Below are 24,947 nucleotides of genomic sequence, written 5' to 3'. Positions count from 1 at the left end.
GTGCGCGGCCCGGCCGGCCGGAGGGCCGGGGGGGCCGCGCGGGGCGCGGCGGGCCGCGGGGGGGGGGGGGCCCGGGGGCCCCCACCCCCCGCCCCGGACGCCGGGGGGGGGCGGCCCCCCCCCCCGCCCCCCACTCTTCCAGAACAGGCTTACAGCCCCTGCGCCACCGGCGGCTCCGGCTCCTGCGGCAGGCCCTCGTTGACCGGCACGACCTCGTCCGAGCCCGCGGCGAGCAGCTCCAGGCGCAGGGCGCGGCGGGCGCGCTGCTGCTCGGGGTCGGGCAGCGGGACCGCGGCGAGGAGGCGCTGCGTGTAGGCCTCCTTCGGGTAGCGGAGGATCTCGTCGCGCGTTCCGACCTCGACCAGGGCGCCGTGGTGCATCACCGCGATGCGGTCGGCGAGCACGTCGATGACCGCCAGGTCGTGGGTGATGAACAGGCACGCGAAGTTCATCTCGCGCTGAAGCTGCTGCATCAGCTCGAGCACGCGGGCCTGCACCGACACGTCGAGCGCGGAGGTCGGCTCGTCGGCGATCAGGACCGTCGGCTTGAGCGACAGCGCGCGGGCGATGCCGACGCGCTGCTTCTGGCCGCCCGACAGCTCGTGCGGGAAGCGGCTGCGGTAGGCGCGCGGCAGCTCGACGGCGTCGAGGAGGCGGTCGACCTCCTTCGCCAGGCCGGCGCCCTTGAGGCCCTTCGCCAGGCGCAACGGCTCGCCGATCGAGTCGGCGATCTGGAGCCGCGGGTTCAGCGACGACGACGGGTCCTGGAAGACGATGCCGACGTTGCGGTGCAGCTTGCGGATCTCGTCGCGGCCCGCCTTGCTGATGTCCTGGTCCGCGACCACGAGCTTGCCCGAGTGGATCGGCAGCAGGCCGATCGCGGCGCGGCCGAGCGTCGTCTTGCCGGAGCCCGACTCGCCCACCAGGCCGACGACCTCGCCCTCGTGGATCTTGAGGTCGATGTCGGTCGCCGCGCGGAACGCGGGGACACGGCCGTGCTTCGGGTACTCGATCGCGACCTTCTGGAAGTCGACGACGACCTTCCGCTTGTCCATCTCCGCCTCTTCGGCGGCCGCGGCGGCGATGCGCTCGTTGACGCGGATGCGCTCGGCGAACTCCTCGTCGGGGTTCTCCGTGCTGGCGGCGAGGGCGGCGGTCGTGTCGATCTCCTCGTCCTCGCGCTGGCCGAGATGCGGCACGGCCTCGAGCAGGGCGATCGTGTACGGGTGCTGCGGCGCGTCGAAGACCTCCTTGACCGTGCCGGACTCGACGATGTCGCCCTTGCGCATCACGACGATGTTGTCCGCCAGGTCGGCGACGACGCCCATGTCATGCGTGATCAGCAGGATGGCGCTGTCGAGGCGGTCGCGGAGGCTGCGGATCAGCTCCAGGATCTCGGCCTGCACCGTCACATCGAGCGCGGTGGTCGGCTCGTCGGCGATGAGCAGCTTCGGGTCGCACGAGATCGACTGGGCGATCATGGCGCGCTGGCGCTGGCCGCCGGAGAGCTGGTGCGGGTAGGAGTTGTACGCCTTCACCGGGTCCGGCAGCTCGACCATGGCGAGCAGCTCCAGGGCGCGCTCCTTGGCCTCGTGCGGTGACATCCCGAAGTGGATGCGGAGCGTCTCGACGATCTGGGAGCCGACCGTGTAGACGGGGTTCAGCGCCGTCATCGGCTCCTGGAAGATCACGGCGACCTGACGTCCGCGGACGCGGCGCATCTGCGGCGGGGTCAAGCCGGTGAGCTCGCGCCCCTCCAGCTTGATCGAGCCCTGGATGCGGGAGTTCTCGGGCAGGAGGTCGAGGATCGCCATCGAGCTCGCACTCTTGCCGGAGCCGGACTCGCCGACGATGGCGAGCACCTCCCCCGCCTTGATCTTGTAGTTCAGCTTCTTGGCCGCGGGCACCCAGACGTTGTCAACGCCGAAGTCGACGGACAGGTCGGTGACCTCGAGCACGGGGGCGCCGACGACGACCCCGGCTTTGCCGGTGGTGTTCTCGGTCATGATTCGTGGTTCCTTTCGGGGGCGCGCTCGGGCGAGGCGGGGACGGTGCGGGATGAGAGCATGGACCCATGCCCTACGTCTCCCCCACCGAGCGCGAGGTTTTCGTGTCCCGGTTCAACCGGGTCCTTGCCGTTCTGATCTGGGCGGCCGCTGCCGCCCTCGTCGTCGGCCTTCTGGTGAGCGTGCACGATGTGCGCCTGCTCTACGTCGTGCCGTGCGCGCTGTTCGCGTTCATCGGCTGGGCGCTGCTCTGGCGTCCGCGCCTGACGGTCGCCGACGACGGCATCGAGGTGATCAACGTCACGCGCTCCGTCGACATCCCGTGGCAGGCGCTCATCCACGTGGACACCAAGTACGCTCTCACCCTCTACACACCGGGGCACAAGTACCCGGTGTGGTCCGCGCCCGCTCCCGGCACGGCGCGCACGCTGCGCGCCACCCGCCGGGAGACCACCGGTCGCGTCGGCAAGCCGAACGTCGCGGACAGCGTGCGCCGTCCCGGCGACCTGCTGAACACCGAGTCCGGCGCTGCGGCCGAAGTCGTGCGCCGCCGCTGGGTCGAGCTTCAGCAGAGCGGCGCGGTCGACAGCGGCCTCGCGGATCAGACGCCCGTGACGGTCCGCTGGCACATCGTGTCGCTGGCTGTGCTGGCCGCGCTGGCGGTCGGCACGCTCGCCGCCCTGCTGGCGGCCTGAGGAGGCCACCAGCAGCGCAGCGCGGGCGGATGTCACAGCACGTCCTCCGCGAGGGCCGCGCCCGTGCGGGGTCCGGACTGGTCGTCCTCGCCGGGCTCAGGCTCCTGCTCGCGCATCTTGCGGAGGTTGAACCGGCGGTGGCGCGGGTCGAACGCGTCGCGCAGGCCGTCGCCGACGAAGTTGACCAGCAGGGCGAGGATCACGATGAACGAGCCGGGCCACCAGAACAGCCACGGACGGGTCTGGAACGCCGACTCGTTCGAGCTGATCAGCAGGCCGAGCGAGACGTCCGGCGGCCGGATCCCGTAGCCCAGGAACGACAGCGCGGTCTCGAGCAGGATGGCCGAGGCCATGATCAGCGTCGAGGCGACGATGACCACGCCGATGGCGTTCGGCAGGACGTGCTTGAAGATGATCCGGGTGTCCGAGGCGCCGGCGACGCGGGCCGCCTCCACGAACTCCCGCTCGCGGAGCGACAGGAACTCGCCGCGCACCAGACGCGCGATTCCCATCCACGAGAAGAAGCCGAGCATCAGGGCGAGGAAGAACGCACCGAGGCCGCCGAAGATGTGACCGACGACGGAGCCGATGACCAGCGCCGGGATCACGATGAAGACGTCCGTGATACGCATCAGGATCGCGTCGACCACACCGCGGAAGTAGCCCGCGATGGCGCCGACGACGACGCCGACGACGCTCGCGATCAGACCGAGCACGATCATCACCAGCACCGAGTTCTGGATGCCGCGCATCGTGAGGGCGAAGTAGTCCTTGCCGATGCGGTCCTGGCCGAACGGGTGCTCCCACGTCGGGGAGCCCTGCTGGACCTGGTCGTTCAGCTCGACGTAGTTGTACTTCCACCAGCCGGGGATCGGCCCGATGCCGATCGCGGAGATGGAGAACAGCACGATGAGGATGAACAGGATCGCGCTGGCGACGGCGACCTTGTTGGACAGGAAGCGCTTCCAGATCAGCTTCCCCTGGCTGACGGGCGGGGAGCTCGGCTCCTGCAGCTCGTCGGCGATGACGGTTTCAGTGGTGGACATCAGCGGACCCTCACTCTCGGGTCGAGTGCGGCGTAGGACAGGTCGGCGAGGAAGTTGAACAGGATCGCCATGATCGCGATGACGAGGAAGTACGCCATCACCGGGTTCAGGTCGCCGCGCGACAGGCCCAGGTTGAACAGGGAGCCCATGCCCGGGATCGCGAAGACCTTCTCGGTGATGATCGCACCACCGAGCAGCGCGCCGACGTCGAAGGCGACGAGGGTCGTGATCGGGATCAGCATGTTGCGGAACGCGTGGCGGACCACGACCGTGCGCTCCGGCAGGCCCTTGGCGCGCGCGGTGCGGATGAAGTCCTGACCGAGCACCTCCAGCATTCCTGCGCGCGAGTAGCGGGTGTACGACGCGAACGAGATCAGCAGCAGCGCGATCGTCGGCAGGGCCAGGTGCGTGAACGTGTCGAGACCCGTGACCCACATGTCTCCGGTCAGACCGGGCGTCGAGGAGCCGACGGTCGCGATCGGGCGGCCGTTGGTGTCCTGGAAGTACGCCGGCCAGGCCTGCATGAAGCGGTCGACGACGATCAGGAACCCGGACACGATGGTCACGATCACCGAGACCCGCATGTTTTGACCGCGGTCGTAGCCGCCGACGAGCCAGCCGATGACCAGGCTCACCAGGATCGCGACGATCGCCAGGATCGCGATCGTGGCGGGGGTCGAGATGTTGAACAGCCACTGCAGTCCGAAGTAGCAGACCAGCGCGACGGCGCCGGCGACGCTCGCGGAGATCAGCGCACGGCGGTTCTGCAGGCCGGCGGTCAGCGCGGTCGCGCCGATCACCGTCGCGGCGATCAGGAGGATCATCACGACCGGGCCGAGACCCGGGTGCAGGAACCAGTTGGTGACGCTCATCAGCAGCAGCACGCCCGCGGTCGCGACGCCGGAGACGCCGAACGTGACCGCGCGCCTGCGCAGGTCGCCGCCTATCAGCGACTGCCAGATGAGTCCGGCCACCACCCCGATCAGCACGGCGACCCACCAGGGGATCGTCGGATTCGCAAGGAAGTTGTTGAAGCCGATTGCCACGAACTCCTTGAGGAGCACGGCCACGAGGAACGCCGGGAGCGAGTACAGGAAGAAGCTGAGGAACGTGACGACGTTGTCGAGTCCGCTGTACTGCCGCAGGGCGGTCACGATGCCGATGGTGACACCGAGGAGGATCGCGAGGATGAGCGCGACCGTGACCAGCTGAACGGTCGACGTGAGCGCCTGCGGGAGGATGTCCACCACCTTCGCGTTCGAGATGGTCGATCCCAGGTCGCACGAGTTGGCGAACGGGATCAGGCACTTGGCCGCGCCTCCCAGCCAGAGCAGCCACCGCAAGGGCGGGACCACGTCGAGCTGGAGGAGCTGGATGCGCGCGTTGATGAGCGCGACCTTGTTGGGGGAATTGCTGCTTCGCAGATCCGCGAGCGGGTCGGCGCTGTACGCGACCAGCATGTACATCAGGAACGAAGCGGCGATGATGATGAGCACTGAGACAAGGAGACGTCTCAGGATGAAACTCGCCATAGGTTCAAAACCTTCACTGACAGGGCGCGCCATTGCGGGTTGGCGGCGAGGTGCTCGCCTGGCGCGATTCGGGGGGACGACCGGATCACGGCCGTCGACTTACATGATAACGGGGCGCCGACTCGAAGCCGACGCCCCGTCGCAGCGGAGTGCCCGGGGGTCACCCGGGCACTCTCACTGTTCGAGCGTTACTTCGCGGTGGAGGACTTGACGGTCCACTCCCAGAAGTTCCAGAACGGGCCGTTCTGGTTGCCCATGTACTTCACGCCGTCCACGCGAGCGTTGGCGCCGAAGACACCAGGGAGCTGGAACAGCGGCAGACCATAGCCCTGCGAGAAGGCGGTCTTGTCGATGCTCTTCTCCAGCGAGGTCAGCTTGCTGGTGTCCAGAGTGGTCTGGGTCGCCAGGGCGTCGGAGTTCGCAGCGGAGAAGCGGTTGTAGTTGCCGCCACCGTTGGTGGTGAACAGCTGCGGGATCTGCGAGGTGCCGGCGCCCGGGCTGATCCAGCCGAAGAGCGACGCGTCGTAGTTACCGCCCGGGAGGAGCTTGCTCCAGTCCGGCGAGCCGGCGTCGACGACCTTGAAGCCGGCCTTGGCGGCGGACGCCGAGATGGCCTGGAACTCGTCGACACGGTTCGGGTTGTTCGTGTTGTACAGGATGCGGACGGTCGGGGTCGCACCGGCGAGCAGCGTCTTGGCGCCCGCGATGTCCACCTTGTCGTACGCGGAGGAGCCGTTGTTGCTGACCGAGTCGCCGTACATCGGCTGCTGGTTCGGCAGCCAGATCTGCGAGTTCAGGACCTTGGCCTTCGGGTTCACCGGGGTGACGATCGAGTCGAGGATCTGCTGACGCGGGATCGTCTTCAGGAAGGCCTCACGGACCTTCGGGTCGGCGAAGACCTGCGAACCGAAGTTCAGGTCGAGGTGGTCGTACGACGCCTGGTCGCCGGTCAGGACCTTCGCGCTGGTCTGCTTGAGGGCAGTCAGCGTGTCGGCCGAGGCCTGCGGGTTGATGATGTCGACCTCACCGTTCTGGAGAGCGGTGACCTGGGCGTTCGCGTCCGGGATGATGCGGAACACGATCTTGTCCACGGACGGCTTGAGGCCGCCGTCGTAGTACTTGTTCTGCGCCATGGTGAGCGACTGGCCGGGGGTCCACGACGACACGACGAACGGGCCGGAGGAGACCAGCAGGTCGGGGTCGGTCGGGAACGCGGTCACGTCGTAGCCGGTGTTGACGAACTTGGCCGCCTTCTCCAGCGTCGCGTTCGGGGCGACCGGAGCGTCCGGGTTGCCCGCGGGCAGCGTCTTCAGCAGCTTGGTCAGGTCGGCGGCCGAGGACAGGCCCGCCTTCTTGGCCACGATGTGCGCCGGCTGTGCGATCGGGTTGACGAGCTCCCAGTCCACGTACGGGGTGGAGTACTTCAGGGTGATCGACGTGTTGTTGTCGCCGACGGTCGGGTAGGCGGTCGAGTCGATGCCCGCCGTCGAGCCCGCGATCGAGAAGTACTGGGTACCGCTGGTCACGTTGCCCTGGTTGTCGAACTTCGCGGAGTCGTAGTGACCGGAGGCGATGGCCCAGGCGAGGATCATGTCGTCAGCGGTGACGGGCTGGCCGTCGGACCACTTGTCGTTCTTGTTCAGGGTGTACTTGACCGTCAGCGGGTTGTCCGAGAGCTTCTCGAACTTTCCGAACTTGTTGTCGTGGACGATCTTGTAGTTGTTGTCGATGTACTGGAAGCCAGTACCGTACGACCCGTCCAGGTAACCGACCTGGCCGTTGGTGTCCAGGTTGCCCTGGGGGGTCTGTGAGTTGAACGAGGTGAAGTCGTTCACGACAGCGACCGTCACGGTGCCGCCCTTGGCTGCGGACGAGGTCCCCGTGCTGCCGGTCGTGGTGCAGGCAGACAGAGCGAGCGCTGCAACGCCGGCGACGGCGACGGCGCTGACCGCGTACCTGACCTTTCTTCCCTTGATGTGCAATGTTCCTCCTGTGCGAAGTGTGCGGCAGCACGGGCATGCGAGAGCCCCGTACCCCGCGGGATAAGACTGACCCTAAGTACCGTTGAGGGTGAATGCAAAATGGGGCTGGAAAACGTTACACAGTGGTAACTCAGTCGACGGATTATTGCGTCCACGCCACGGATTCGGTGGTCCGCGAGCGTTAAACGCAAGAAACCGCGCAGTTCCATCGCTTCGCGGTCCGGATTCACGGACGCGTGTGCTCCCCGCGCAGCCCGCTCGGGCCTGGCAGGATGCACATATGAGCACTGAAGCGGTCCGGGCCGGCCGAGCCACGCCCGGCCTCCCCACCTGGACCAGCGAGACCCCCGTCGAGCGCGCGGAGCGGCCCCGGCTGTGGTGGGAAGTCGCCATCGTCCTCGGCCTGTCCCTGGGCCAGTCCGCAGTCTACTCGATCGTCACGATCATCGACCGCTCGACGCAGAGCACTCCCCTGGCGAACCAGACCGCGCAGGTGAACCCGTCGCAGTCCAGCCGGGAGGTCTTCGACTTCCTCTACCAGTTCCTCGACAACGCGTTCCCGCTGTTCGCGGTGGCGCTCGTGATCTTCCTGCTCTGGCAGCCGCGCCGGACCGGGTTCCGCCGGATCGGCTTCGACCTGAGCCGGCCGGGACGCGACCTCGGCGGCGGCCTCCTGCTGTTCCTGGTGATCGGCGTGCCCGGCATCCTGTTCTACGCCCTCGGCCGGGTGCTCGGCCTGACCGTGCAGGTGCAGGCGTCGCCACTCGACACGCACTGGTGGACGGTGCCGATCCTCATCTTCGCCGCGCTGCGGGCCGGCCTCCAGGAGGAGGTGATCGTGGTCGGCTACCTGTTCACCCGGCTGCGCCAGCTCGGCTGGAGCAAGTGGTGGATCATCGTGGCCGCGGCGCTGCTCCGCGGCAGCTACCACCTGTACCAGGGGTTCGGGCCGTTCGTGGGCAACGCGATCATGGGCGTGGTGTTCGGCTGGTGTTACACGCGCTGGGGCCGGGTCATGCCCCTCGTGGTCGCGCACGTCATCATCGACATCGTCTCGTTCGTCGGCTACCCGCTGGCCGTCGCGCTGTTCCCGCACATATTCGGTTAGTTCTTCCCCTGGAAGGTCTCGAGTTCACCCGCGTGCCGCGACTGCAGCTCCCGGTAGTCCTCGTCGAGGCGGACGACCACTGCCCCTGCCGCGCGCACGTTCTCGTCGACCTCGGACGAGACCTGCGCGTACACCGACCTCAGCCGCGGGTCGTCCGTCGCGCCGAACCGTGAGGCAAGCTCGTAGAAGCCCTCCTCCAGCGACCTCATCCTCGTCCGGTAGTAGGAGACGTACTCGTCCGCCTGCTCGATGCGGCGGCGCGCGGTCGCGCTCTCGTCCCGCTGCGCTTCCTCCAGCTCACCCCGTGTGCGGTGTTCGTCGTACGTCATGGTGTGATGCTCTCCACGGCGCGGGCGTAGTCGTTGTTCGCCGCGATGCGCTCGAGACCCGTCGTCACCTTCTTCTCGACGGCGCCGGAGAGGGCCGCAGCGACGTCAGCGCTCTGGAGGGTGACGTTCACCGCGGTGACGGCCCCCTCGATGACCACCCAGTTCGCGCTCTTCACGACCGCGTACTCCGTGTGGACCATCGGCGGAAGGGCCGCGTCCAGCAGCCTGCGCGCCGCCTGATGGACAGCGTCGTCGATCGCGTGGATCGTCGAGTCCACCGTGTTCGACACGTCCTTCGCCGCATCATCGATGAGGTCGGCCAGCCACGACATCACGAGCCTCCCATCGGACCGAAGCCGTAGGCCTGCGCCCACCGCGCATCCTGTGCTGCGGCGTTCGTGACTGTGTTCATCACCCCGCGCGAGATCCGCCCCACGATGTCGAGGTGATCGTCCACGAGGTCGTTGACGGCCGCGACCGCCGACTCATCGATGTTCTTCTCCACCTCGAGGTCATGCCTTCTCACACACTCCTCGATGTCCGCATCCGTCACCCACGGGTAGAGCTGGGCGGCTGCGCTCTTCACGTTCGTCAACGCCGTGGTCATCGCGGGGACGAGTCCGTTGTTCACGTCCTTGATCGTCCCCAGATGGTAGGCGACTCCGCCGACGCTCGACGCCAGCCCCAGTGCCCCCACCGTGTCCACAGCGACGACGAGACCGGACAACGCCGCGCCCGCGGTGACCGCGCCGACACCGTTGACGGTCGATACGATCCCGTCGAGAACCCGCAGCGTCTGCCCTTGGCCGGGACTGGCGACGTCCGCCAGCTCGGCGAGCTCTGCCATCGTCAGGCTCTCGCCGCCCAGGCCGAGCATGGCGCCGAACGGATCGAAGCTGAACGCGTCACCCAGGTCGTGATGCTCGATCACGCCCTTCCACACGTCGTCCTCGATGAACACGCCCGCGCCCGTCCCGTGCCCCAAGAAGTTCCCGATCAGGTCGAACCGGTTCACATAGTTCGTCAGCGGAGGACGCCCGTTCTTGCGCTCCGCCTGGACCCAGTCCTTCGCCTGCGGGGACAGCACGTCCCACGGGTCCGGACCGTTGAAGGTGGTCGACGGCCAGTGGTTCTCCGCGGCGACATACAGGGCGAGGAACCCGCCGAGGGAATGCCCCACCGTCTCGATCCGCGCCCCCGGGTGCCCGTCCGCCGCGAGTCTCGTCTGCACCCGCTCCACGAACCTCTCGGCTTCGAAGACCTGGGTGCCCTCCCCCGTCCTGCGCCCCACCACCGAGACCAGGTCCGCGACGACGTCGGCGCGGTCGTCAGGGTTCGTGCCGGCGAACGCGATGAAGACCTGGGAGTGGTCGGGGGTTCCGTCGATGACGGGAACGACCGCCATGCCTTGGAAGCCGGTGGTGGGGTCGGAGGCGGTGTCGTAGACCTGGAACTGAGGCTTCTGATCATCGTCGGGCGGGAAGATGTACCTCTCTCCCACCGGAGGATTCTGTGCCAGCGAGTCCACCAGGTATGACGTCGCGGCCATGGACGCATAGTCCTCTGCGGTGGTCATTCGATCACCTCGGAACTGCCGTCGCTGTAGATCACTGAAACCGAGGTCGGCACATCCTCGACGGGAATGATTGGCAGCGGTTCAGACACCCCGGAGCCCGACTTGACTCCGAGTATGGCTTGATACTCGTGCCCACCGATCGTGATCACTGCGTTGACAGCCCATGGGGCGCCGAACCCCGACCGTCCGCCCTCCCGGGTGAATGTGATCCGTTGTACGCCTCGCTTATCGCCGATAAACGCGACCGCAGCCTTCCTCTGATTCACCAGATTCGTTTCCTTGTCCACGCCATTTCCTCCCAACCCACAGCCGCCCAGGCTCAGTGCGAGCGCGACCGCGATCACCGCAATCGGGAATCGCGTCCGGGTCGACATCACTCGATCACCTCTGATGACTCATCGCTGAAGATCACCGTCACGGGGCCGGTAGGCGCCCCGGGAGCGATGCTCGGCAATGGGTCGCCTCCTCGGACATGAGGACCGATGATCTCCTGATACTCCACGCCGGCTATCGTGACGACAGCGTTGGCACTCCAGAGCGCACCCACGCCTGGCTTGTCGCCCTCCTGGGTGAATCTGATCCTCTCCACACCACCCTGCTTTTCAAGGAAAGCAATGGCCGCCTTCCTCTGATTCGCGAGATTGGTCTCCGTGCGCACCTCATCGCGTTCACCAGTGCAGCCGCTCACGGTCAGCACGAGCGCGGCCGCGATCATCACCATCCGGCTTCGCGCGAGTGCCCCCTCCATGAGCATCAGACTAACACTGCCAGTATGGAATCACACCCGCTAGCATTTATTACCTGACGCTTTGCAAGTGTTTCTGTGCGCAAAACGAAACCGCCGAGCCACGGATGATCCGTGACTCGGCGGTTAGAGCAGTCTCCCGACTGGGACTAGGCGAAGACCTCGGGGGGCGGGCAGGCGCAGAACAGGTTGCGGTCGCCGTAGGCCTGGTCGATGCGGCGCACCGGGGGCCAGTACTTGTTGCGGACGCGGGTCGGCACCGGGTAGACGGCCTGCTCGCGCGAGTAGGCGTGGTCCCAGGTGGAGGTCGCGACCGACTCCGCCGTGTGCGGCGCGTTGCGCAGCGGGTTGTCGTCGGCCGGCCAGTCGCCCGCGGCGACCGCGTCGGCCTCGGCCTTGATCGCGATCATGGCGGTGACGAAGCGGTCGAGCTCCGCGAGGTCCTCGCTCTCGGTCGGCTCCACCATGAGGGTGCCGGCGACCGGGAACGACATGGTCGGCGCGTGGAAGCCGTAGTCGATGAGGCGCTTCGCCACGTCGTCCACGGTCACGCCGGTGCGCTCGGTGAGCGGCCGCACGTCGAGGATGCACTCGTGCGCCACGAGCCCGTTGTCGCCCGCGTAGAGCACCGGGAAGTGCTCGCGCAGCTTCGCGGCGACGTAGTTGGCCGAGAGCACAGCGGCGCCGGTGGCGTCCGCGAGGCCCTGCGCGCCCATCATCCGGACGTAGGCCCAGGAGATCGGGAGGATGCTGGGGCTGCCGTACGGGGCCGCGGAGACCGGGGCGCCGCCGTGCTCGATGCGGCCGTCCGGGCCATCCGACCCGACGAGCACGTGCGTCGCGTCCTGCGCGAGCGGGTGGCCGGGCAGGAACGGCGCGAGGTGCGCCTTCGCCGCCACCGGGCCCACGCCGGGGCCGCCGCCGCCGTGCGGGATGCAGAAGGTCTTGTGCAGGTTGAGGTGGCTGACGTCGCCGCCGAAGTCGCCGAACCGGGCGTAGCCGAGCAGCGCGTTCAGGTTGGCGCCGTCGACGTAGACCTGTCCCCCTGCCTCGTGCACAGCGGAGGTGATCGCGACGACCTCGTGCTCGTAGACGCCGTGCGTCGACGGGTAGGTGATCATCAGCGCGGCGAGGGTGTCGGCGTTCGCGGCGATCTTGGCGCGCAGGTCGTCGAGGTCCACGTTGCCGAGCTCGTCGGTCGCGACCACGACCACGCTCATCCCGGCAAGCACAGCGGACGCGGCGTTGGTGCCGTGCGCCGACTGCGGGATGAGGCACACGGTGCGCTGCTCGTCGCCGCGCGAACGGTGGTAGCCGCGGATGGCGAGGAGGCCGGCGAGCTCGCCCTGGCTGCCCGCGTTCGGCTGCAGCGACACAGTGTCGTAGCCGGTGACGTCGGCGAGCCAGCCCTCGAGCTGGTCGATCAGCTCGAGCGAGCCGGCCACATCCGCCGCGGGGGCGAACGGGTGCAGCGCGGCGAACTCGGGCCAGGTCACGGCCTCCATCTCGGTGGCCGCGTTGAGCTTCATCGTGCACGATCCCAGCGGGATCATGCCGCGGTCGAGCGCGTAGTCGCGGTCCTGCAGCTGGCGGAGGTAGCGCATCATCGCGGTCTCGGAGTGATGCGTCGAGAACACGGGGTGCGTGAGGAAGTCGGACGTGCGGGCGAGCGCCGCGTCGAAGGACGGCTCGGAGCCGAACGCGAGCACCGCGTCGCCCTCGACCGTGCCGCCGAGGACCTCGATCAGGTCGCCGAGCGGGAAGACGCCGTCGCGCAGGTCGGCGGCGGTCTCCTCGTCCAGGCTCAGCGAGACCAGACCGGCGTCGACGGCGTGCAGCAGGAGGCCGCGCTCGTGGGCGCGCGCGACGACCGTGGATGCGTCGTCCACCTCCACCACGAGGGTGTCGAAGAACGAGCGGGACGGCACCTCCACCCCGGCGGCGCGCAGCGCGTCCGCGACGGCGACGGCGGAGAGGTGCACGTGCCGGCCGATCGCGCGCAGGGCGGCCGGACCGTGGTAGACCGCGTACATCGCGGCCATCACGGCCAGCAGCACCTGGGCGGTGCAGATGTTGGAGGTCGCCTTCTCGCGGCGGATGTGCTGCTCGCGGGTCTGCAACGTCAGCCGGTAGGCGGGCTTGCCGATCGCGTCCTGCGAGACGCCGACCAGGCGGCCGGGGAGCTGGCGCTCCAGGCCCTTGCGGACGGCCATGTAGCCGGCGTGCGGGCCGCCGAAGCCCATCGGGACGCCGAAGCGCTGGCTGGTGCCGACAGCGACATCCGCGCCGAGCTCGCCCGGCGAGGTGAGCTGCGTGAGGGCGAGGAGGTCGGCGGCGGCCACGACGACCGCGCCGGCGGTCTTCGCTGCGGCGATGACGGCGGACGGGTCCCAGACCCGGCCGGAGGCGCCGGGGTACTGCACGAACAGGCCGAAGGCCTCCTGCAGCTCCGGGGCGTCGGCGGGCGTGGAGGCGAGGTCGAGCACGACCAGCTCGATGCCGACCGCCTCGGCGCGGTTGCGCAGCAGCGCCAGGGTCTGCGGGAAGGTGTCGGCGTCCACGACGAACTTCGCGCCTGCGGCCTTGGAGGCGCGGCGCGCCAGCAGCATGCCCTCCACCACGGCCGTGCCCTCGTCGAGCATCGACGCGTTGGCGGTGTCCAGCCCGGTCAGGTCGGAGACCATCGTCTGGAAGTTGATGAGCGCCTCCAGGCGGCCCTGCGAGATCTCCGGCTGGTACGGCGTGTACGCGGTGTACCAGCCCGGGTTCTCCAGGACGTTGCGCTTGATCACCGCGGGGGTGATCGTGCCGTAGTAGCCGAGCCCGATCAGGGTGCGGTTCACGGTGTTGCGCGAAGCGAGAGCCCGCAGCTCGCGGAGCGCCGCGCGCTCGCTGATCGGGGCGGGCAGCGCGGAGACGCGCCCCGCGACGGTGCGGATGGTGTCCGGCACAGCCGCGGAGACCAAGGCCTCCACTGAGTCGTAGCCGAGGGCGGACAGCATGGTGCGCTGCGCGTCCCCGTCGGTGCCGATGTGACGCGTCTGGAACTGGTCGCTCATGTCTAGCGGTTGCCTTACTCGCCCGTGAGGGCCTTGTACTCGTCGAAGGAGAGGAGGCCGTCCGGGAGGGCGCTGAAGGTCACCTTGATGAGCCAGCCCTCGCCGAACGGGTCGCTGTTGACCAGCTCGGGCGCATCGACCACGGCCTGGTTGGCCTCGGCGACGGTGCCGTCCACCGGGGCGAAGAGCTCGCCGACCGACTTGGTCGACTCGATCTCGCCGACCACGCGGCCGACGGCGACGTCGCTGCCCTCCGCGGGGAGCTCGACGAACACGACGTCGCCCAGCTTCTCGGCCGCGTAGCTCGTGATGCCGACCGTCGCGGTGTCACCCTCGACGAGGAGCCACTCGTGCTCTGCGGTGTACTTCAGGTCCTGCTCTGCGGCCATTGTCAGCCGTCCTTTCTGGGGGAGATTGGCTTTCTGCTGTAGAAGGGGAGGGCGGTGACGGTGAAGGGGAGGCTGGTGCCGCGCACGTCGACGTGCAGCTCGGTGCCGGGCCGGGCGAACCGCGGCGCGACGTAGGCCATCGCGATCGGGACGCCGATCGTCGGCGAGAGGGCGCCGGAGGTCACGACCCCGACCTCCTCGTCGGCGCCGTCGCCGGCGGGGGCGACGACCGGGTAGCCGGCGCGGGCGGCGCGCTTGCCGTGGCCCATCAGTCCGACGAGCACACGTGCCTCGGCGTCGGGGCCGTCCTCGCTGGCGGCGCGGCCGACGAAGTCAGTGTCCTTGGCGAGGTTGACGACGCGGCCGAGACCGGCCTGAGCGGGCATCGTGTCCACGCCCAGTTCGTGGCCGTAGAGCGGCATGCCGGCCTCCAGGCGCAGCGTGTCGCGGCTGGCGAGGCCCGCGGGCACGAGGCCCTGGGCGGCGCCGGCCTCCAGCAGCGCGTCCCAGAGGGCACGCGCGTTGTCCGGGGCGGTGTAGAGCTCGAAGCCGTCCTCGCCGGTGTAACCGGTGCGGGCGACGAGCACCGGGTGGGTCTCGAACTCGCCCGGGATGCTCCAGTAGTACTTGAGGTCGGTGACGCGCTGGGCGAAGTCGTCGCCCTCCAGGTGGAAGCCGGGAGTGGCCAGCAGGATGCTCAGCGCGGCAGGGCCCTGCACTGCGATGAGCGCGATGTCGTCGCTCTCGTCGTATACCTCGACGTCGAAGGGGGCGGTGCGGTCGCGCAGCTCCTCGGCCACGGCCTCGCGGTTGGAGGCGTTGGCGACCACCATGTAGCGGTCGTCGCCGGTGCGGTAGACGACGAGGTCGTCGAGGATGCCGCCTGCACGGGACAGCAGCATGCTGTACTTCGCCTGGTCGAGTGCGAGCGACGACAGCTTGCCGGCGAGGGCGTAGTCGAGCGCCTGGCCCGCCTCCGGGCCGATCAGGACGATCTCGCCCATGTGCGACAGGTCGAAGAGCCCAGCAGCGGTGCGGACCGCGTGGTGCTCGGCGAGGTCGCTGGAGTAGCGCACCGGCATCTGCCAGCCGGCGAAGTCGGTGAAGGACGCGCCCGCGGCGGTGTGGGCGTCGTGCAGCGGGGAGGTGCGCTCCACTGCGTCGGCCTGCCCTGCGTCGGCCTGCTCCGGGCCGGCCCCTGCTTCGTTGGTCTGGCTGTCCTGCGAGCTCATGAGTTCTCCGTTCGCCGGCCGTGCCGGAGGGATGAACGGTAGCGCGCTGCGCGCTCCGTGTGAAGAACTCCCCCTCTGTCATCCGGCCTGAGAGTTTCACCGCGACCGCTGCTGCGGGCGTCGGCTTTCACCGTGGGCGAGGGCGCGCGCGGTGTGCGCCGCCCTGCTTTTCAGAGTGGCCAGTCCGATGCGGTACGCGTACCTGAGAGATTGTCGGGGAGGATTGCTCCTTCGGTGCCGCCCGCTCGCGCGCTCGGCTCTCCCGCATCGGCCTGAATGGCCCGGTATTCAATTGACTGGGCCAGCATATCCGATCCACCGAGGGGCACGTCGTTGTCACTTTCGAGGGCGAGAAGTGACAACAACGTGCCCCTCGGAGAGAAGTTGGGCCGGTTTTGCGTTCTGGTCACCATGACACTAAGATGGTGCGCAACTTAGGGTCACGGTGACCTTTAGTCGGACGGGAGGCCCGAGATGGCCGAGCACGAACGCGCGAGTGCGATGCTCGCCGTGTCGACGGTCATCTTCGCGCTGCGCTCCGACGAGCTCACCGGCGGTCGCGCCCAGGTCTGGCTGCCGCTCGTGCGCCGCATCCGGGCGCCGTTCGAGGGATGCTGGGCGCTGCCGGGCGGCCCGCTCCGGGTCGGCGAGGACCTGGCGTACGCGGCCTCCCGAACCCTCGGCGACACGACAGGCCTCTCGCCGCGCTACCTGGAGCAGCTCTACACCTTCGGCGACGCGGTGCGCTCCCCCGGAGACGAGCGCGACGAGCGCGTGGTCTCCATCGTCTACTGGGCGCTCGTCGGCAGCGCGGAGGCGGAGGCCGCGACCTCCGGCGAGAACGTCGGCTGGTTCTCCGCCGACGACCTGCCGAAGCTGGCCTTCGACCACAAGCTGATCGTCGAGTACGCCCTCTGGCGGCTGCGCACCAAGATGGAGTACTCCCGGATCGCGCACGCCTTCCTCGGCGAGCGCTTCACCCTCGCCCAGCTCCGCGAGGTGCACGAGGCGGTGCTCGGCCGCCCGCTGGACCCCGCCAACTTCCGGCGGACCATCGAGTCCTCCGGCGCCGTCGTCGCCACCGGCGACTACCTGACCGGCACGCGGCACCGGCCGCCCCGGCTCTACCGCTACAACGACTCGATCGACCTCGCCGACGCGGGGCCGCTCCCCCGGCAGCAGCCGCCCTTCGGCCTGCGCCAGCACCGTCCCACCCCGGAAAGCGAGCAGTCATGACCATCGCATCGGTCGACACCACCATCCAGCTCATCTCGAGCGGCAGCCTCGACGGCGCCACCTGCGCCCCGGAGCTCGTCGACGGGCCCTGGCTGTTCGACTCCGCTCCACCCTCGTACGGTCCCGGCGCCTCGCAGGACGACCCGATCCCGGCGTTCGCGCCGAAGCAGGGCGAGCTGCCCGAGGAGTACCGCACCGCGTCGAAGGAGGAGCTCGCCGAGCGCATCCGCGCCGCCAAGGCCACCCTCGGCGACCGCGTCGCGGTGATGGGCCACTTCTACCAGCGCGACGAGGTCGTGCAGTTCGCGGACTTCGTCGGCGACTCGTTCCAGCTCGCCAACTTCGCCAAGGCGCGCCCGGAGGCCGAGACCATCGTCTTCTGCGGCGTGCACTTCATGGCCGAGACCGCGGACATCGTGTCGCGGCCGGAGCAGAACGTCATCCTCCCGAACCTCGCCGCCGGCTGCTCGATGGCCGACATGGCCGACCTCGACTCGGTGCAGGAGTGCTGGGAGGCGCTGGAGGAGCTGTACGGCACGGCGCCGGGCGCCGACGGCCGGGTGCCGGTCATCCCGGTCACCTACATGAACTCGTCGGCGGCGCTGAAGGCGTTCTGCGGCGAGCACGGCGGCATCGTCTGCACGTCCTCCAACGCGGCGACCGTGCTGCAGTGGGCCTTCGAGCGCGGGCAGCGCGTGCTGTTCTTCCCCGACCAGCACCTCGGCCGCAACACCGCAAAGGCGATGGGCGTCCCGGTGGAGCGGATGCCGCTCTGGAACCCGCGCAAGCCGCTCGGCGGCAACGACGAGGCGTCCCTGGGCGAGGCGCAGGTCATCCTGTGGCACGGTTTCTGCTCGGTGCACAAGCGCTTCACGGTCGGCCAGATCGAGCACGCGCGCGCCGAGTTCCCCGGCGTTCGCGTGATCGTGCACCCCGAGTGCCCGATGGAGGTCGTGGACGCCGCCGACGAGTACGGCTCGACCGACTACATCGTGAAGGCGATCCAGGCGGCGCCCGCGGGCTCCACGTTCGCCATCGGCACCGAGATCAACCTGGTGCAGCGGCTGGCGGCGGAGTACCCGCAGCACACGATCTTCTGCCTCGACTCGGTGGTCTGCCCGTGCTCGACCATGTACCGCATCCACCCCGGCTACCTCGCCTGGGTGCTGGAGGGCCTGGTGCGTGGCGAGGTCGTGAACCAGGTGCGCGTGGCCGACGAGGTCGCCGCGCCGGCCCGGGTGGCGCTGGAGCGCATGCTCGCCGCCCGGCCGGACACCACGATGGCGGCCTGACATGGCCCGCGTCGTCGTCGTCGGGAGCGGGATCGCCGGGCTCGTCGCCGCGTTGCGGGCGGCCGAGCGTCACGACGTCACGATCGTGACCAAGGGCGGCATCGCCGAGGGCAGCACCCGGTACGCGCAGGGCGGGATCGCCGCCGCCGTGTTCGCCGACGACAGTGTGGCCGACCACGTCGCCGACACGCTGCGCGCCGGCGCCGGCCTCAACGCGCGGGAGGCCGTGGAGGCGCTCTGCGGCGACGGGCCGGCCCGCGTGCGCGAGCTGATCGCGCTCGGCGTCGCCTTCGACCGCGACGGGAAGGGTCTCGCCCGCGGGCTGGAGGCCGCGCACTCGAGCGCGCGCGTCCTGCACGCGGGCGGCGACGCGACCGGCGCCGAGATCGAGCGGGCGCTGGACGCGGCCGTGCGCGAGGCCGGCATCCGCGTGGTGACCGGGGCGTTCCTCCGCGAGGTGCTCGTTACGGACGGCGCGGCCTCCGGGGTCGCCCTGCGGCTGGCCGACGGCACGGACACCGAGCTGGACGCCGACGCCGTGGTGCTCGCCACCGGCGGCTGGGGGCAGCTCTACGCGCACACCACCAACCCGGCCATCGCCACCGGCGACGGCGTCGCGGCCGCGTACCGCGCCGGCGCGCTGCTCGCGGATCTGGAGTTCACCCAGTTCCACCCGACCGCGCTGCGGCTCCCCGCGGCGGACGGCGGCTCGCGCACCTTCCTGGTGTCGGAGGCCGTCCGCGGCGAGGGGGCGGTGCTGCGCAACGCCCACGGCGAGCGGTTCATGCTCGACGTCCACCCGGACGCGGAGCTCGCGCCGCGCGACGTCGTCGCCCGCGGGATCGCGGTCGAGATGGCCGCGCAGGACGGCCTCCCCGTCGTGCTCGACGCCACGGCGCTCGGCGCGGACTTCCTGGCGCACCGCTTCCCGACGATCGACGCCGCCTGCCGCGCGGCCGGCATCGACTGGTCGCGCGAGCCGGTCCCGGTGACGCCCGCCGCGCACTACGCGATGGGCGGGGTCGCGACCGACATCCACGGCCGCACGAGCCTTCCCGGGCTGTTCGCGGTCGGGGAGGTCGCCTGCACCGGGGCGCACGGCGCCAACCGGCTGGCCTCCAACTCGCTGCTGGAGGGGCTGGTGTTCGCGCACCGCGCGGCCGAGGCGATCGGCGAGGCGTGGCCGGAGCCGCCCGTGTGGGTCGCGGAGCCGGGCCTCGCCGCGGCGGCGACGACGGAACTTTCCGAGCTCCCGGAGGGCGACCGGCCGTTCGACCGCTCACGTCTCCAGTCGATTCTCTGGACCGGCGCCGGCCTCCACCGCGACCGCACCGGACTCGAACGCGCCGCCCGCGAGCTCGCCGGCTTCCGGATGCCGGAGCCCGGCGAGGACGCGAACCTCCTCCAGCTCGGCCGCCTCGTCGTCGCGTCCGCGCTGTCGCGCGAGGAGTCGCGCGGCGCCCACTTCCGTTCCGACTTCCCACTGCCGTCGGCGGGCACGCCCCGCCACACGGTGCTCGCTCCGCTGTCCGTTCCTACCGAGGTGACCGTTCCATGCTGACCCGCCAGACCATCCACGACGTCGTCCGAGCCGCCCTCGTGGAGGACGCGCCCTGGGGAGACCTGACCAGCGAACTGCTCATTCCCGAAACGGCATATGCCACCGCGCGCCTCTCCGCGCGCGAGCCCGGCACGTTCTCGGGAGGGTCGGTGTTCGCCGCGGCGATGACGCTGACGGACCCGGCCATCGAGGTGGACCTGGCCGTCGCGGACGGCGACCCGTTCGAGGCGGGCGACACGCTCGCGACGGTGACCGGCCCCGCCCGCTCCGTGCTGCAGGGCGAGCGCGTCGCTCTGAACTTCGTCCAGCGGATGTCCGGGATCGCGACCCTCACAGCGTCGTTCGTCGCCCAGGTGGCCCACACCTCCGCCCGCATCGTCGACACCCGCAAGACCACACCGGGCCTGCGCGCGTTCGAGCGTCACGCCGTGCGCAGCGGCGGCGGGCACAACCATCGCTACTCGCTCTCCGACGCCGTGATGGCCAAGGACAACCACCTCGCGATCCTCACCGCGCAGTCCGGGCTGTCGGTGACCGACGCCCTCCGCCGGGTGCGCTCCGAGCTCTCGCACACCACGCACCTGGAGGTCGAGGTGGACCGGATCGACCAGATCGAGCCGGTGCTCGCCGCCGGGGTGGACACGATCATGCTCGACAACTTCACGCTGGACGAGCTGCGCGAGGGCGTGGCGATCGTCGGCGGCCGGGCGATCGTGGAGGCCAGCGGCAACGTCAGCCTCGCCACCGTGCGCGACATCGCGGAGACCGGGGTGGACGTCATCTCGTCCGGCGCGCTCACGCACAGCGTCCGCTCGCTCGACCTCGGCCTGGACGTGGTGCTGGAGAACGCATGACCGCGCTGCACCTATGACCGGGCTCTACCTCGACGCTGCCGCGACCACCGCGGTGCGCCGCGAGGTCCTGGAGGCGATGTGGCCGTACCTCACCGGCGACTTCGGCAACCCGTCGAGCCACCATGAGGTCGGCGAGTCGGCGGCGCGCGCCCTGGCCGCCGCGCGCGGGACGGTCGCCGAGTGGCTCGGCTGCCGGGCGTCGGAGGTCGTGTTCACCTCGGGCGGCACCGAGGCGGACAACCTCGCGGTCAAGGGGATCGCGCTCGGCGCGCCCCGGGGTCGGCACCTCGTGACCACGCCGATCGAGCACGAGGCGGTCCTGGCCTCCGTCGACTATCTGGTGCGGGTGCACGGGTTCGAGGCGACCTACCTCCCGGTCGGGCGGGACGGCCTGGTCTCCCCCGACGCGTTCGCGGCTGCGCTGCGCCCGGACACGACGCTCGCCAGCGTGATGCTCGCCAACAACGAGGTGGGCACCGTCCAGCCGGTCGCGGAGCTGGCGGCGCTGGCCCACGCGCAGGGCGTGCCGTTCCACACCGACGCGGTGCAGGCGGCCGGTTGGCTCCCGCTCGACGTGCGCGCGCTCGGCGTCGACGCCCTCAGCGTCTCCGGGCACAAGATCGGCGCGCCCAAGGGCATAGGCGCGCTGTACGTGCGGGGCAGGCTCCCGCTCGAACCGGTGCTGCACGGCGGCGGCCAGGAGCGCGGGCGCCGCTCGGGCACCGAGAACGTCGCGGGCGCGGTCGCGCTGGCCACGGCCGCCCGGCTGGCCCTGCGCGACCGGGAGGCCAACGCCGCCCGCGCCACGACGGCGCGCGACGCGTTCACGGCCGCGGTGCTGGCGCAGACCCCCGGGGCGGAGCTGACCGGCCACGCGTCGTCGCGCCTGCCGGGCACGGCCTCCTTCGTCTTCCCCGGCACCAACGGCGAGACGGTGCTGCTGGAGCTGGAGCGCCGCGGGATCGTGTCCTCCAGCGGCTCGGCGTGCGCGGCCGGCAGCGAGGACGCCTCGCACGTGCTGCTCGCGCTCGGCTACGACGAGGACGTGGCCCGCACGGCGGTGCGGTTCTCGTGGGGACCCGAGGTCACCGAGGACGCCCTCCTCGCCGTCGCGCCAGCTGTCGCGGAGGCGGTCCGGGAGGTCTCGGGACTCGCCTCCTGATTAGGGCGTTTATTCCGGGTTAAGCGGAGAGTGAACGCGGGCCCGAGTTCATCTGTTCGAAACCCACGATGTCGGGGGTCGTGGATAGTGTGGACCGGTGACTGAGAAGACCTCACCTGCGCCCGCCGACACCATCGACACCGGCGCGCTCGCTGGGTCCCCCAGCGACGCGAAAGCACGGGAGGCGGCCCAGCCGCGCATCGCGCCGCGCGACCAGCGCGTCATCTGGCTGCTGCTCGCGGCCACGTTCGTCGTGATCCTCAACGAGACGATCATGAGCGTCGCCATCCCCAAGCTGATGGACGACCTCCACATCGACGCGCTCGCCGCGCAGTGGCTCTCGACCGCGTTCATGCTGACGATGGCCGTGGTCATCCCGATCACCGGGTTCTTGCTGCAGCGGTTCACCACCCGGCAGGTCTTCGTCGCCGCGATGTCGCTGTTCTCGCTCGGCACCCTGGTCGCCGCCCTCGCGCCGGGCTTCAGCATCCTGGTGGTCGCGCGGGTGATCCAGGCCTGCGGCACCGCGATCATGCTGCCACTGCTGATGACCACGCTGATGACGCTGGTGCCGCCCGCGCTGCGCGGGCGCACGATGGGCAATGTCTCGATCGTCATCTCGGTCGCGCCGGCGATCGGCCCGACCATCTCGGGCATCATCCTCAACTTCCTGGCCTGGCGCTGGATCTTCCTGATCGTGCTGCCGATCGCGCTCGTGATGCTGCTGATCGGAGTGAGGTTCGTCGAGAACGTGACGGAGACCACGAAGAGCCGGGTGGATGTGCTGTCCGTCATTCTGTCGGCGTTCGGCTTCGGTGGCTTGGTCTACGGACTGACGCTGAGCGGCGAGACCGGGCCTGCAGCGGCGGGCAACGCGCCGATCATGTGGACCTCCCTCGCGGTCGGCGTGGTCGCGCTCGCGGCGTTCATCACCCGGCAGCTCCTCCTGCAGCGCAAGGATCGTGCGCTGCTCGACCTCCGGACGTTCCGCAGCCCGATCTTCACGGCCGCGATCGTGCTCATGGCGATCACGACGGCGTCGCTGTTCGGCGTGATCATCGTCCTCCCGCTCTACCTGCAGCACGTGCTGCACCTCGACGTGCTCGGCACCGGGCTGCTCCTGCTGCCGGGCGGCCTGGTGATGGGCCTCGCTGCGCCGTTCGTCGGCCGGCTCTACGACCGGATCGGCCCGCGCCCGCTGGTGATCCCCGGCGCCATCCTGGTGAGCCTGGTGATGTGGTCGCTCACGATGGTGACCGAGACGACCCCGGTCTACCTGGTGCTCATCGCCCACATCACCCTGAGCCTCGGGCTGGCGCTGATGTTCACGCCGCTGTTCACCGCCGGCCTCGGCGCAGTGCCTCCGCACCTGTACTCGCACGGCAGCGCCATCCTCGGCACCATCCAGCAGGTCGGCAGCGCGGCGGGCACGGCGCTGCTGGTGGCGGTGCTCTCGGCGCAGACCGCGGCCCTCGCGGCGGGCGGCGCCTCGCTCGACGCGGCCACCGCCGGCGGCATCCGCTCGGCGTTCTTCGCGGCGGCGATCATCTCGCTGTTCGGAGTCGTCGGCTCGTTCTTCGTCAGCAAGCCGGCCGACGCCCCCTCCGAAGCAGCCTTCGCACACTGAGCGAACTCCCGCCGAGGGGCACGTCGTTGTCACTTTCGGGCGCGAAAAGTGACAACAACGTGCCCCTCGGCAGAGGTGCGGCCGACTCCGGCGGCTCTGGCACGGCCGCTGCGGCGGTGAGAGCATGGAGGCCGCGCCCCAACGGCTTCATGCGACGCGAGGAGGCAGCCGTGACCATCATCCAGACCCCCGACCCCGAGGACGCGACGGGTGACGTCGCCGAGATCTACGCGAAGGACCAGCGCGACCTCGGCTATGTGGCCGAGTACACGCGCGTGATGGCGTTCAACCCCGAGGCGTACCGCGCCTGGGAGCAGCTCGTCCGGGCGATCATCGCCCAGCTCGGCGTGCGGCGCTTCGAGCTCGTGACGCTGGCCGCGGCGCAGGGCACGCGCTCGCAGCACTGCCGGCTCGCCCACGGCCGCAAGTCGCTCGCCGTCATGGACGCGGACGACGTGGAGGCCGTGGCCCGCGACTTCCACGACGCCGGGCTCTCTGAGGCGGAGGTCGCGATGATGGAGTACGCAGAGCGCATCAGCACGGACGCCGCGTCGATGACCGAGGCCGACTCGCTCCGCCTGCGCGAGCTGGGCTTCACGGACCGCGAGATCGTGGACATCACGCTGGCCGCAGCGGCGCGCAACTACTTCAGCCGCGCCATCCAGGCGCTCGGCGTCGCGGTCGAGGTCCCGCCCGACCTCGGCGACAGCCTCCGCGACGCGCTGCTGGCGCCGCTGTGAGCGCCGAGGAACTTCCGCCGGTCGAGCGGGAGATCGTGCAGGACGTGACGCTGGCCAACCCGCGCCCGGTCGGCCGCATCCAGACCCGCCGAATCACGATGCAGCCGGGCGTAGCGGGCGGCCTCCACCTCCACAACGGCCCGGTGGTCGGCTCGATCGAGCGCGGCTCTGCGCTCTACCAGGTCGAGGGCGGGGCCGTGGTCACCCTGGCGGCCGGCGACACGTTCTACGAGGAGGAGGGCGCCAGGATCGCCCGGTTCGACGCCGGCCCGGAGGGCGTCGTCTTCCTCGCCCACTTCCCGGTCGGCACCCACGAGGAGCCGACCCTCACGATGCTCTAGGAGCCCGTCATGGTCTATCGCGTCAAGCGCGTCTACGACCCGCCCGCCGTCGAGGACGGCCTCCGTGTGCTGGTCGACCGGCTGTGGCCGCGCGGCCTCACGAAGGAGAAGGCGAAGGTGGACCTCTGGCTGAAGGATGTCGCACCCTCCACCGAACTGCGGCGCTGGTTCCACCACGAGTCCCCACTGTTCGACGAGTTCACCGCGCGGTACGGCGCCGAGCTCGACGCGAACCCGGCAGTGGCCCAGCTCCGCGAGCTGGGCGACACGCATCCGGTCGTCACGCTGCTGGTCGGCGCGCGCGACCCGGAACTGAATCAGGGGGTGGGGGGGGGGGGGGGTGTGGGGCACCCACCCCCCGCGAGCCGCAAACCAACCACCCAACCCCCCCCCCCCCCCACAGAACGGGCCCCCCCGACGAGACCCCAGGGGAAC

23 protein-coding genes and 1 riboswitch are annotated in these 24,947 nt (G+C 70.0%); of the genes, 11 read left to right on the top strand and 12 right to left on the bottom strand.

Annotation, left to right across the window (positions count from 1 at the left end):
* Window positions 1-149: 149 nt before the first annotated feature.
* Window positions 150-2,006: a dipeptide ABC transporter ATP-binding protein gene (locus tag ACFQ9V_RS14190; protein WP_382459778.1), complete on the bottom strand. Its 1,857-nt coding sequence runs from the start codon at window positions 2,004-2,006 to the stop codon at window positions 150-152.
* A 68-nt stretch (window positions 2,007-2,074) separates the two neighbouring features.
* On the opposite strand from ACFQ9V_RS14190, the gene ACFQ9V_RS14185 reads away from it, so the two are divergent.
* The gene (locus ACFQ9V_RS14185) at window positions 2,075-2,701 is read left to right on the top strand and encodes a PH domain-containing protein (RefSeq protein WP_382459777.1); all 627 of its coding nucleotides are present in this window, start codon (window positions 2,075-2,077) and stop codon (window positions 2,699-2,701) included.
* Window positions 2,702-2,733: 32 nt separating this feature from the next.
* On the opposite strand, the gene ACFQ9V_RS14180 is transcribed toward ACFQ9V_RS14185, so the two are convergent.
* From ACFQ9V_RS14180 to ACFQ9V_RS14170, 3 genes are all read right to left on the bottom strand, one after another.
* Window positions 2,734-3,747 (bottom strand): ABC transporter permease, encoded by a 1,014-nt coding sequence (locus ACFQ9V_RS14180; protein WP_382459776.1) that lies wholly within the window; start codon window positions 3,745-3,747, stop codon window positions 2,734-2,736.
* Window positions 3,747-5,279 (bottom strand): ABC transporter permease, encoded by a 1,533-nt coding sequence (locus tag ACFQ9V_RS14175; protein ID WP_382459775.1) that lies wholly within the window; start codon window positions 5,277-5,279, stop codon window positions 3,747-3,749. The genes ACFQ9V_RS14180 and ACFQ9V_RS14175 overlap by 1 nt, the downstream gene beginning before the upstream one ends.
* A gap of 188 nt (window positions 5,280-5,467) precedes the next feature.
* Entirely contained in the window at window positions 5,468-7,261 is a 1,794-nt protein-coding gene (locus tag ACFQ9V_RS14170; RefSeq protein WP_382459774.1) for an ABC transporter family substrate-binding protein, read from the bottom strand.
* Window positions 7,262-7,541: 280 nt separating this feature from the next.
* On the opposite strand from ACFQ9V_RS14170, the gene ACFQ9V_RS14165 reads away from it, so the two are divergent.
* Window positions 7,542-8,369 (top strand): CPBP family intramembrane glutamic endopeptidase, encoded by an 828-nt coding sequence (locus ACFQ9V_RS14165; RefSeq protein WP_382459773.1) that lies wholly within the window; start codon window positions 7,542-7,544, stop codon window positions 8,367-8,369.
* Here the strand turns inward: ACFQ9V_RS14165 and ACFQ9V_RS14160 are convergent.
* The 8 genes from ACFQ9V_RS14160 to gcvT form a co-directional block, all read right to left on the bottom strand.
* A complete protein-coding gene (locus ACFQ9V_RS14160; RefSeq protein WP_382459772.1) occupies window positions 8,366-8,698 on the bottom strand; it encodes a hypothetical protein in 333 nt (110 codons plus the stop codon). The two genes, ACFQ9V_RS14165 and ACFQ9V_RS14160, sit on opposite strands and share 4 nt — an antisense overlap.
* On the bottom strand, window positions 8,695-9,030 hold the full coding sequence (locus tag ACFQ9V_RS14155; protein ID WP_382459771.1) for a hypothetical protein: 336 nt from the start codon (window positions 9,028-9,030) through the stop codon (window positions 8,695-8,697). Before ACFQ9V_RS14155 ends, ACFQ9V_RS14160 begins: the two co-directional genes overlap by 4 nt.
* The gene (locus ACFQ9V_RS14150; RefSeq protein WP_382459770.1) at window positions 9,030-10,199 is read right to left on the bottom strand and encodes a hypothetical protein; all 1,170 of its coding nucleotides are present in this window, start codon (window positions 10,197-10,199) and stop codon (window positions 9,030-9,032) included. Before ACFQ9V_RS14150 ends, ACFQ9V_RS14155 begins: the two co-directional genes overlap by 1 nt.
* Before the next feature lie 71 nt (window positions 10,200-10,270).
* Window positions 10,271-10,648, bottom strand: coding sequence for a hypothetical protein (locus ACFQ9V_RS14145; RefSeq protein ID WP_382459769.1), 378 nt, complete (start codon window positions 10,646-10,648; stop codon window positions 10,271-10,273).
* Window positions 10,648-11,022, bottom strand: a complete 375-nt coding sequence (locus ACFQ9V_RS14140; protein ID WP_382459768.1) for a hypothetical protein — start codon at window positions 11,020-11,022, stop codon at window positions 10,648-10,650. The genes ACFQ9V_RS14145 and ACFQ9V_RS14140 overlap by 1 nt, the downstream gene beginning before the upstream one ends.
* Before the next feature lie 146 nt (window positions 11,023-11,168).
* Complete coding sequence (gcvP, locus tag ACFQ9V_RS14135; protein ID WP_382459767.1) at window positions 11,169-14,078, bottom strand: aminomethyl-transferring glycine dehydrogenase; 2,910 nt, start codon at window positions 14,076-14,078, stop codon at window positions 11,169-11,171.
* A gap of 14 nt (window positions 14,079-14,092) precedes the next feature.
* Window positions 14,093-14,467, bottom strand: coding sequence for a glycine cleavage system protein GcvH (gene gcvH / locus ACFQ9V_RS14130; RefSeq protein ID WP_382459766.1), 375 nt, complete (start codon window positions 14,465-14,467; stop codon window positions 14,093-14,095).
* A 2-nt stretch (window positions 14,468-14,469) separates the two neighbouring features.
* Entirely contained in the window at window positions 14,470-15,699 is a 1,230-nt protein-coding gene (gcvT, locus tag ACFQ9V_RS14125) for a glycine cleavage system aminomethyltransferase GcvT (RefSeq protein WP_382459765.1), read from the bottom strand.
* 180 nt (window positions 15,700-15,879) lie between these two features.
* Window positions 15,880-15,974: riboswitch (glycine riboswitch) on the bottom strand.
* 199 nt (window positions 15,975-16,173) lie between these two features.
* On the opposite strand from gcvT, the gene ACFQ9V_RS14120 reads away from it, so the two are divergent.
* The 9 genes from ACFQ9V_RS14120 to ACFQ9V_RS14080 all read left to right on the top strand — a co-directional run.
* Window positions 16,174-16,935 (top strand): NUDIX domain-containing protein, encoded by a 762-nt coding sequence (locus ACFQ9V_RS14120; protein ID WP_382459764.1) that lies wholly within the window; start codon window positions 16,174-16,176, stop codon window positions 16,933-16,935.
* Entirely contained in the window at window positions 16,932-18,227 is a 1,296-nt protein-coding gene (gene nadA / locus ACFQ9V_RS14115) for a quinolinate synthase NadA (protein WP_382459763.1), read from the top strand. The genes ACFQ9V_RS14120 and nadA overlap by 4 nt, the downstream gene beginning before the upstream one ends.
* A 1-nt stretch (window position 18,228) precedes the next feature.
* A complete protein-coding gene (gene nadB / locus ACFQ9V_RS14110) occupies window positions 18,229-19,788 on the top strand; it encodes an L-aspartate oxidase (protein ID WP_382459762.1) in 1,560 nt (519 codons plus the stop codon).
* Window positions 19,782-20,642, top strand: coding sequence for a carboxylating nicotinate-nucleotide diphosphorylase (nadC, locus tag ACFQ9V_RS14105; RefSeq protein ID WP_382459761.1), 861 nt, complete (start codon window positions 19,782-19,784; stop codon window positions 20,640-20,642). The genes nadB and nadC overlap by 7 nt, the downstream gene beginning before the upstream one ends.
* 13 nt (window positions 20,643-20,655) lie before the next feature.
* Window positions 20,656-21,804: a cysteine desulfurase family protein gene (locus tag ACFQ9V_RS14100; protein WP_382459760.1), complete on the top strand. Its 1,149-nt coding sequence runs from the start codon at window positions 20,656-20,658 to the stop codon at window positions 21,802-21,804.
* A 97-nt stretch (window positions 21,805-21,901) separates the two neighbouring features.
* The gene (locus tag ACFQ9V_RS14095; protein ID WP_382459759.1) at window positions 21,902-23,431 is read left to right on the top strand and encodes an MDR family MFS transporter; all 1,530 of its coding nucleotides are present in this window, start codon (window positions 21,902-21,904) and stop codon (window positions 23,429-23,431) included.
* 170 nt (window positions 23,432-23,601) lie between these two features.
* Entirely contained in the window at window positions 23,602-24,171 is a 570-nt protein-coding gene (locus tag ACFQ9V_RS14090; RefSeq protein ID WP_382459758.1) for a peroxidase-related enzyme, read from the top strand.
* Window positions 24,168-24,512: a hypothetical protein gene (locus ACFQ9V_RS14085; protein ID WP_382459757.1), complete on the top strand. Its 345-nt coding sequence runs from the start codon at window positions 24,168-24,170 to the stop codon at window positions 24,510-24,512. Before ACFQ9V_RS14090 ends, ACFQ9V_RS14085 begins: the two co-directional genes overlap by 4 nt.
* 9 nt (window positions 24,513-24,521) lie before the next feature.
* The coding region (locus tag ACFQ9V_RS14080; RefSeq protein ID WP_382459756.1) for a DUF488 domain-containing protein at window positions 24,522-24,947 on the top strand (426 nt) is incomplete at its 3' end.

Source organism: Leifsonia sp. NPDC056665, from assembly GCF_042791795.1.
GTDB lineage: Bacteria > Actinomycetota > Actinomycetes > Actinomycetales > Microbacteriaceae > Leifsonia.
Note: the sequence above shows the minus strand (reverse complement) of the source record. Positions and strands in the feature narration are given on the sequence as shown.

Excerpts from the sequence above, each read along its gene's own strand:
- ACFQ9V_RS14140 (WP_382459768.1), bottom strand. The coding sequence starts at position 11,022 with ATGGAGGGGGCACTCGCGCGAAGCCGGATGGTGATGATCGCGGCCGCG.
- ACFQ9V_RS14180 (WP_382459776.1), bottom strand. The coding sequence starts at position 3,747 with ATGTCCACCACTGAAACCGTCATCGCCGACGAGCTGCAGGAGCCGAGC.
- ACFQ9V_RS14185 (WP_382459777.1), top strand. The coding sequence starts at position 2,075 with ATGCCCTACGTCTCCCCCACCGAGCGCGAGGTTTTCGTGTCCCGGTTC.
- ACFQ9V_RS14190 (WP_382459778.1), bottom strand. The coding sequence starts at position 2,006 with ATGACCGAGAACACCACCGGCAAAGCCGGGGTCGTCGTCGGCGCCCCC.
- gcvT (WP_382459765.1), bottom strand. The coding sequence starts at position 15,699 with ATGAGCTCGCAGGACAGCCAGACCAACGAAGCAGGGGCCGGCCCGGAG.
- nadC (WP_382459761.1), top strand. The coding sequence starts at position 19,782 with ATGCTGACCCGCCAGACCATCCACGACGTCGTCCGAGCCGCCCTCGTG.
- ACFQ9V_RS14160 (WP_382459772.1), bottom strand. The coding sequence starts at position 8,698 with ATGACGTACGACGAACACCGCACACGGGGTGAGCTGGAGGAAGCGCAG.
- nadA (WP_382459763.1), top strand. The coding sequence starts at position 16,932 with ATGACCATCGCATCGGTCGACACCACCATCCAGCTCATCTCGAGCGGC.
- gcvH (WP_382459766.1), bottom strand. The coding sequence starts at position 14,467 with ATGGCCGCAGAGCAGGACCTGAAGTACACCGCAGAGCACGAGTGGCTC.
- nadB (WP_382459762.1), top strand. The coding sequence starts at position 18,229 with ATGGCCCGCGTCGTCGTCGTCGGGAGCGGGATCGCCGGGCTCGTCGCC.
- ACFQ9V_RS14165 (WP_382459773.1), top strand. The coding sequence starts at position 7,542 with ATGAGCACTGAAGCGGTCCGGGCCGGCCGAGCCACGCCCGGCCTCCCC.
- ACFQ9V_RS14155 (WP_382459771.1), bottom strand. The coding sequence starts at position 9,030 with ATGTCGTGGCTGGCCGACCTCATCGATGATGCGGCGAAGGACGTGTCG.
- gcvP (WP_382459767.1), bottom strand. The coding sequence starts at position 14,078 with ATGAGCGACCAGTTCCAGACGCGTCACATCGGCACCGACGGGGACGCG.
- ACFQ9V_RS14100 (WP_382459760.1), top strand. The coding sequence starts at position 20,656 with ATGACCGGGCTCTACCTCGACGCTGCCGCGACCACCGCGGTGCGCCGC.
- ACFQ9V_RS14145 (WP_382459769.1), bottom strand. The coding sequence starts at position 10,648 with ATGTCGACCCGGACGCGATTCCCGATTGCGGTGATCGCGGTCGCGCTC.
- ACFQ9V_RS14120 (WP_382459764.1), top strand. The coding sequence starts at position 16,174 with ATGGCCGAGCACGAACGCGCGAGTGCGATGCTCGCCGTGTCGACGGTC.
- ACFQ9V_RS14175 (WP_382459775.1), bottom strand. The coding sequence starts at position 5,279 with ATGGCGAGTTTCATCCTGAGACGTCTCCTTGTCTCAGTGCTCATCATC.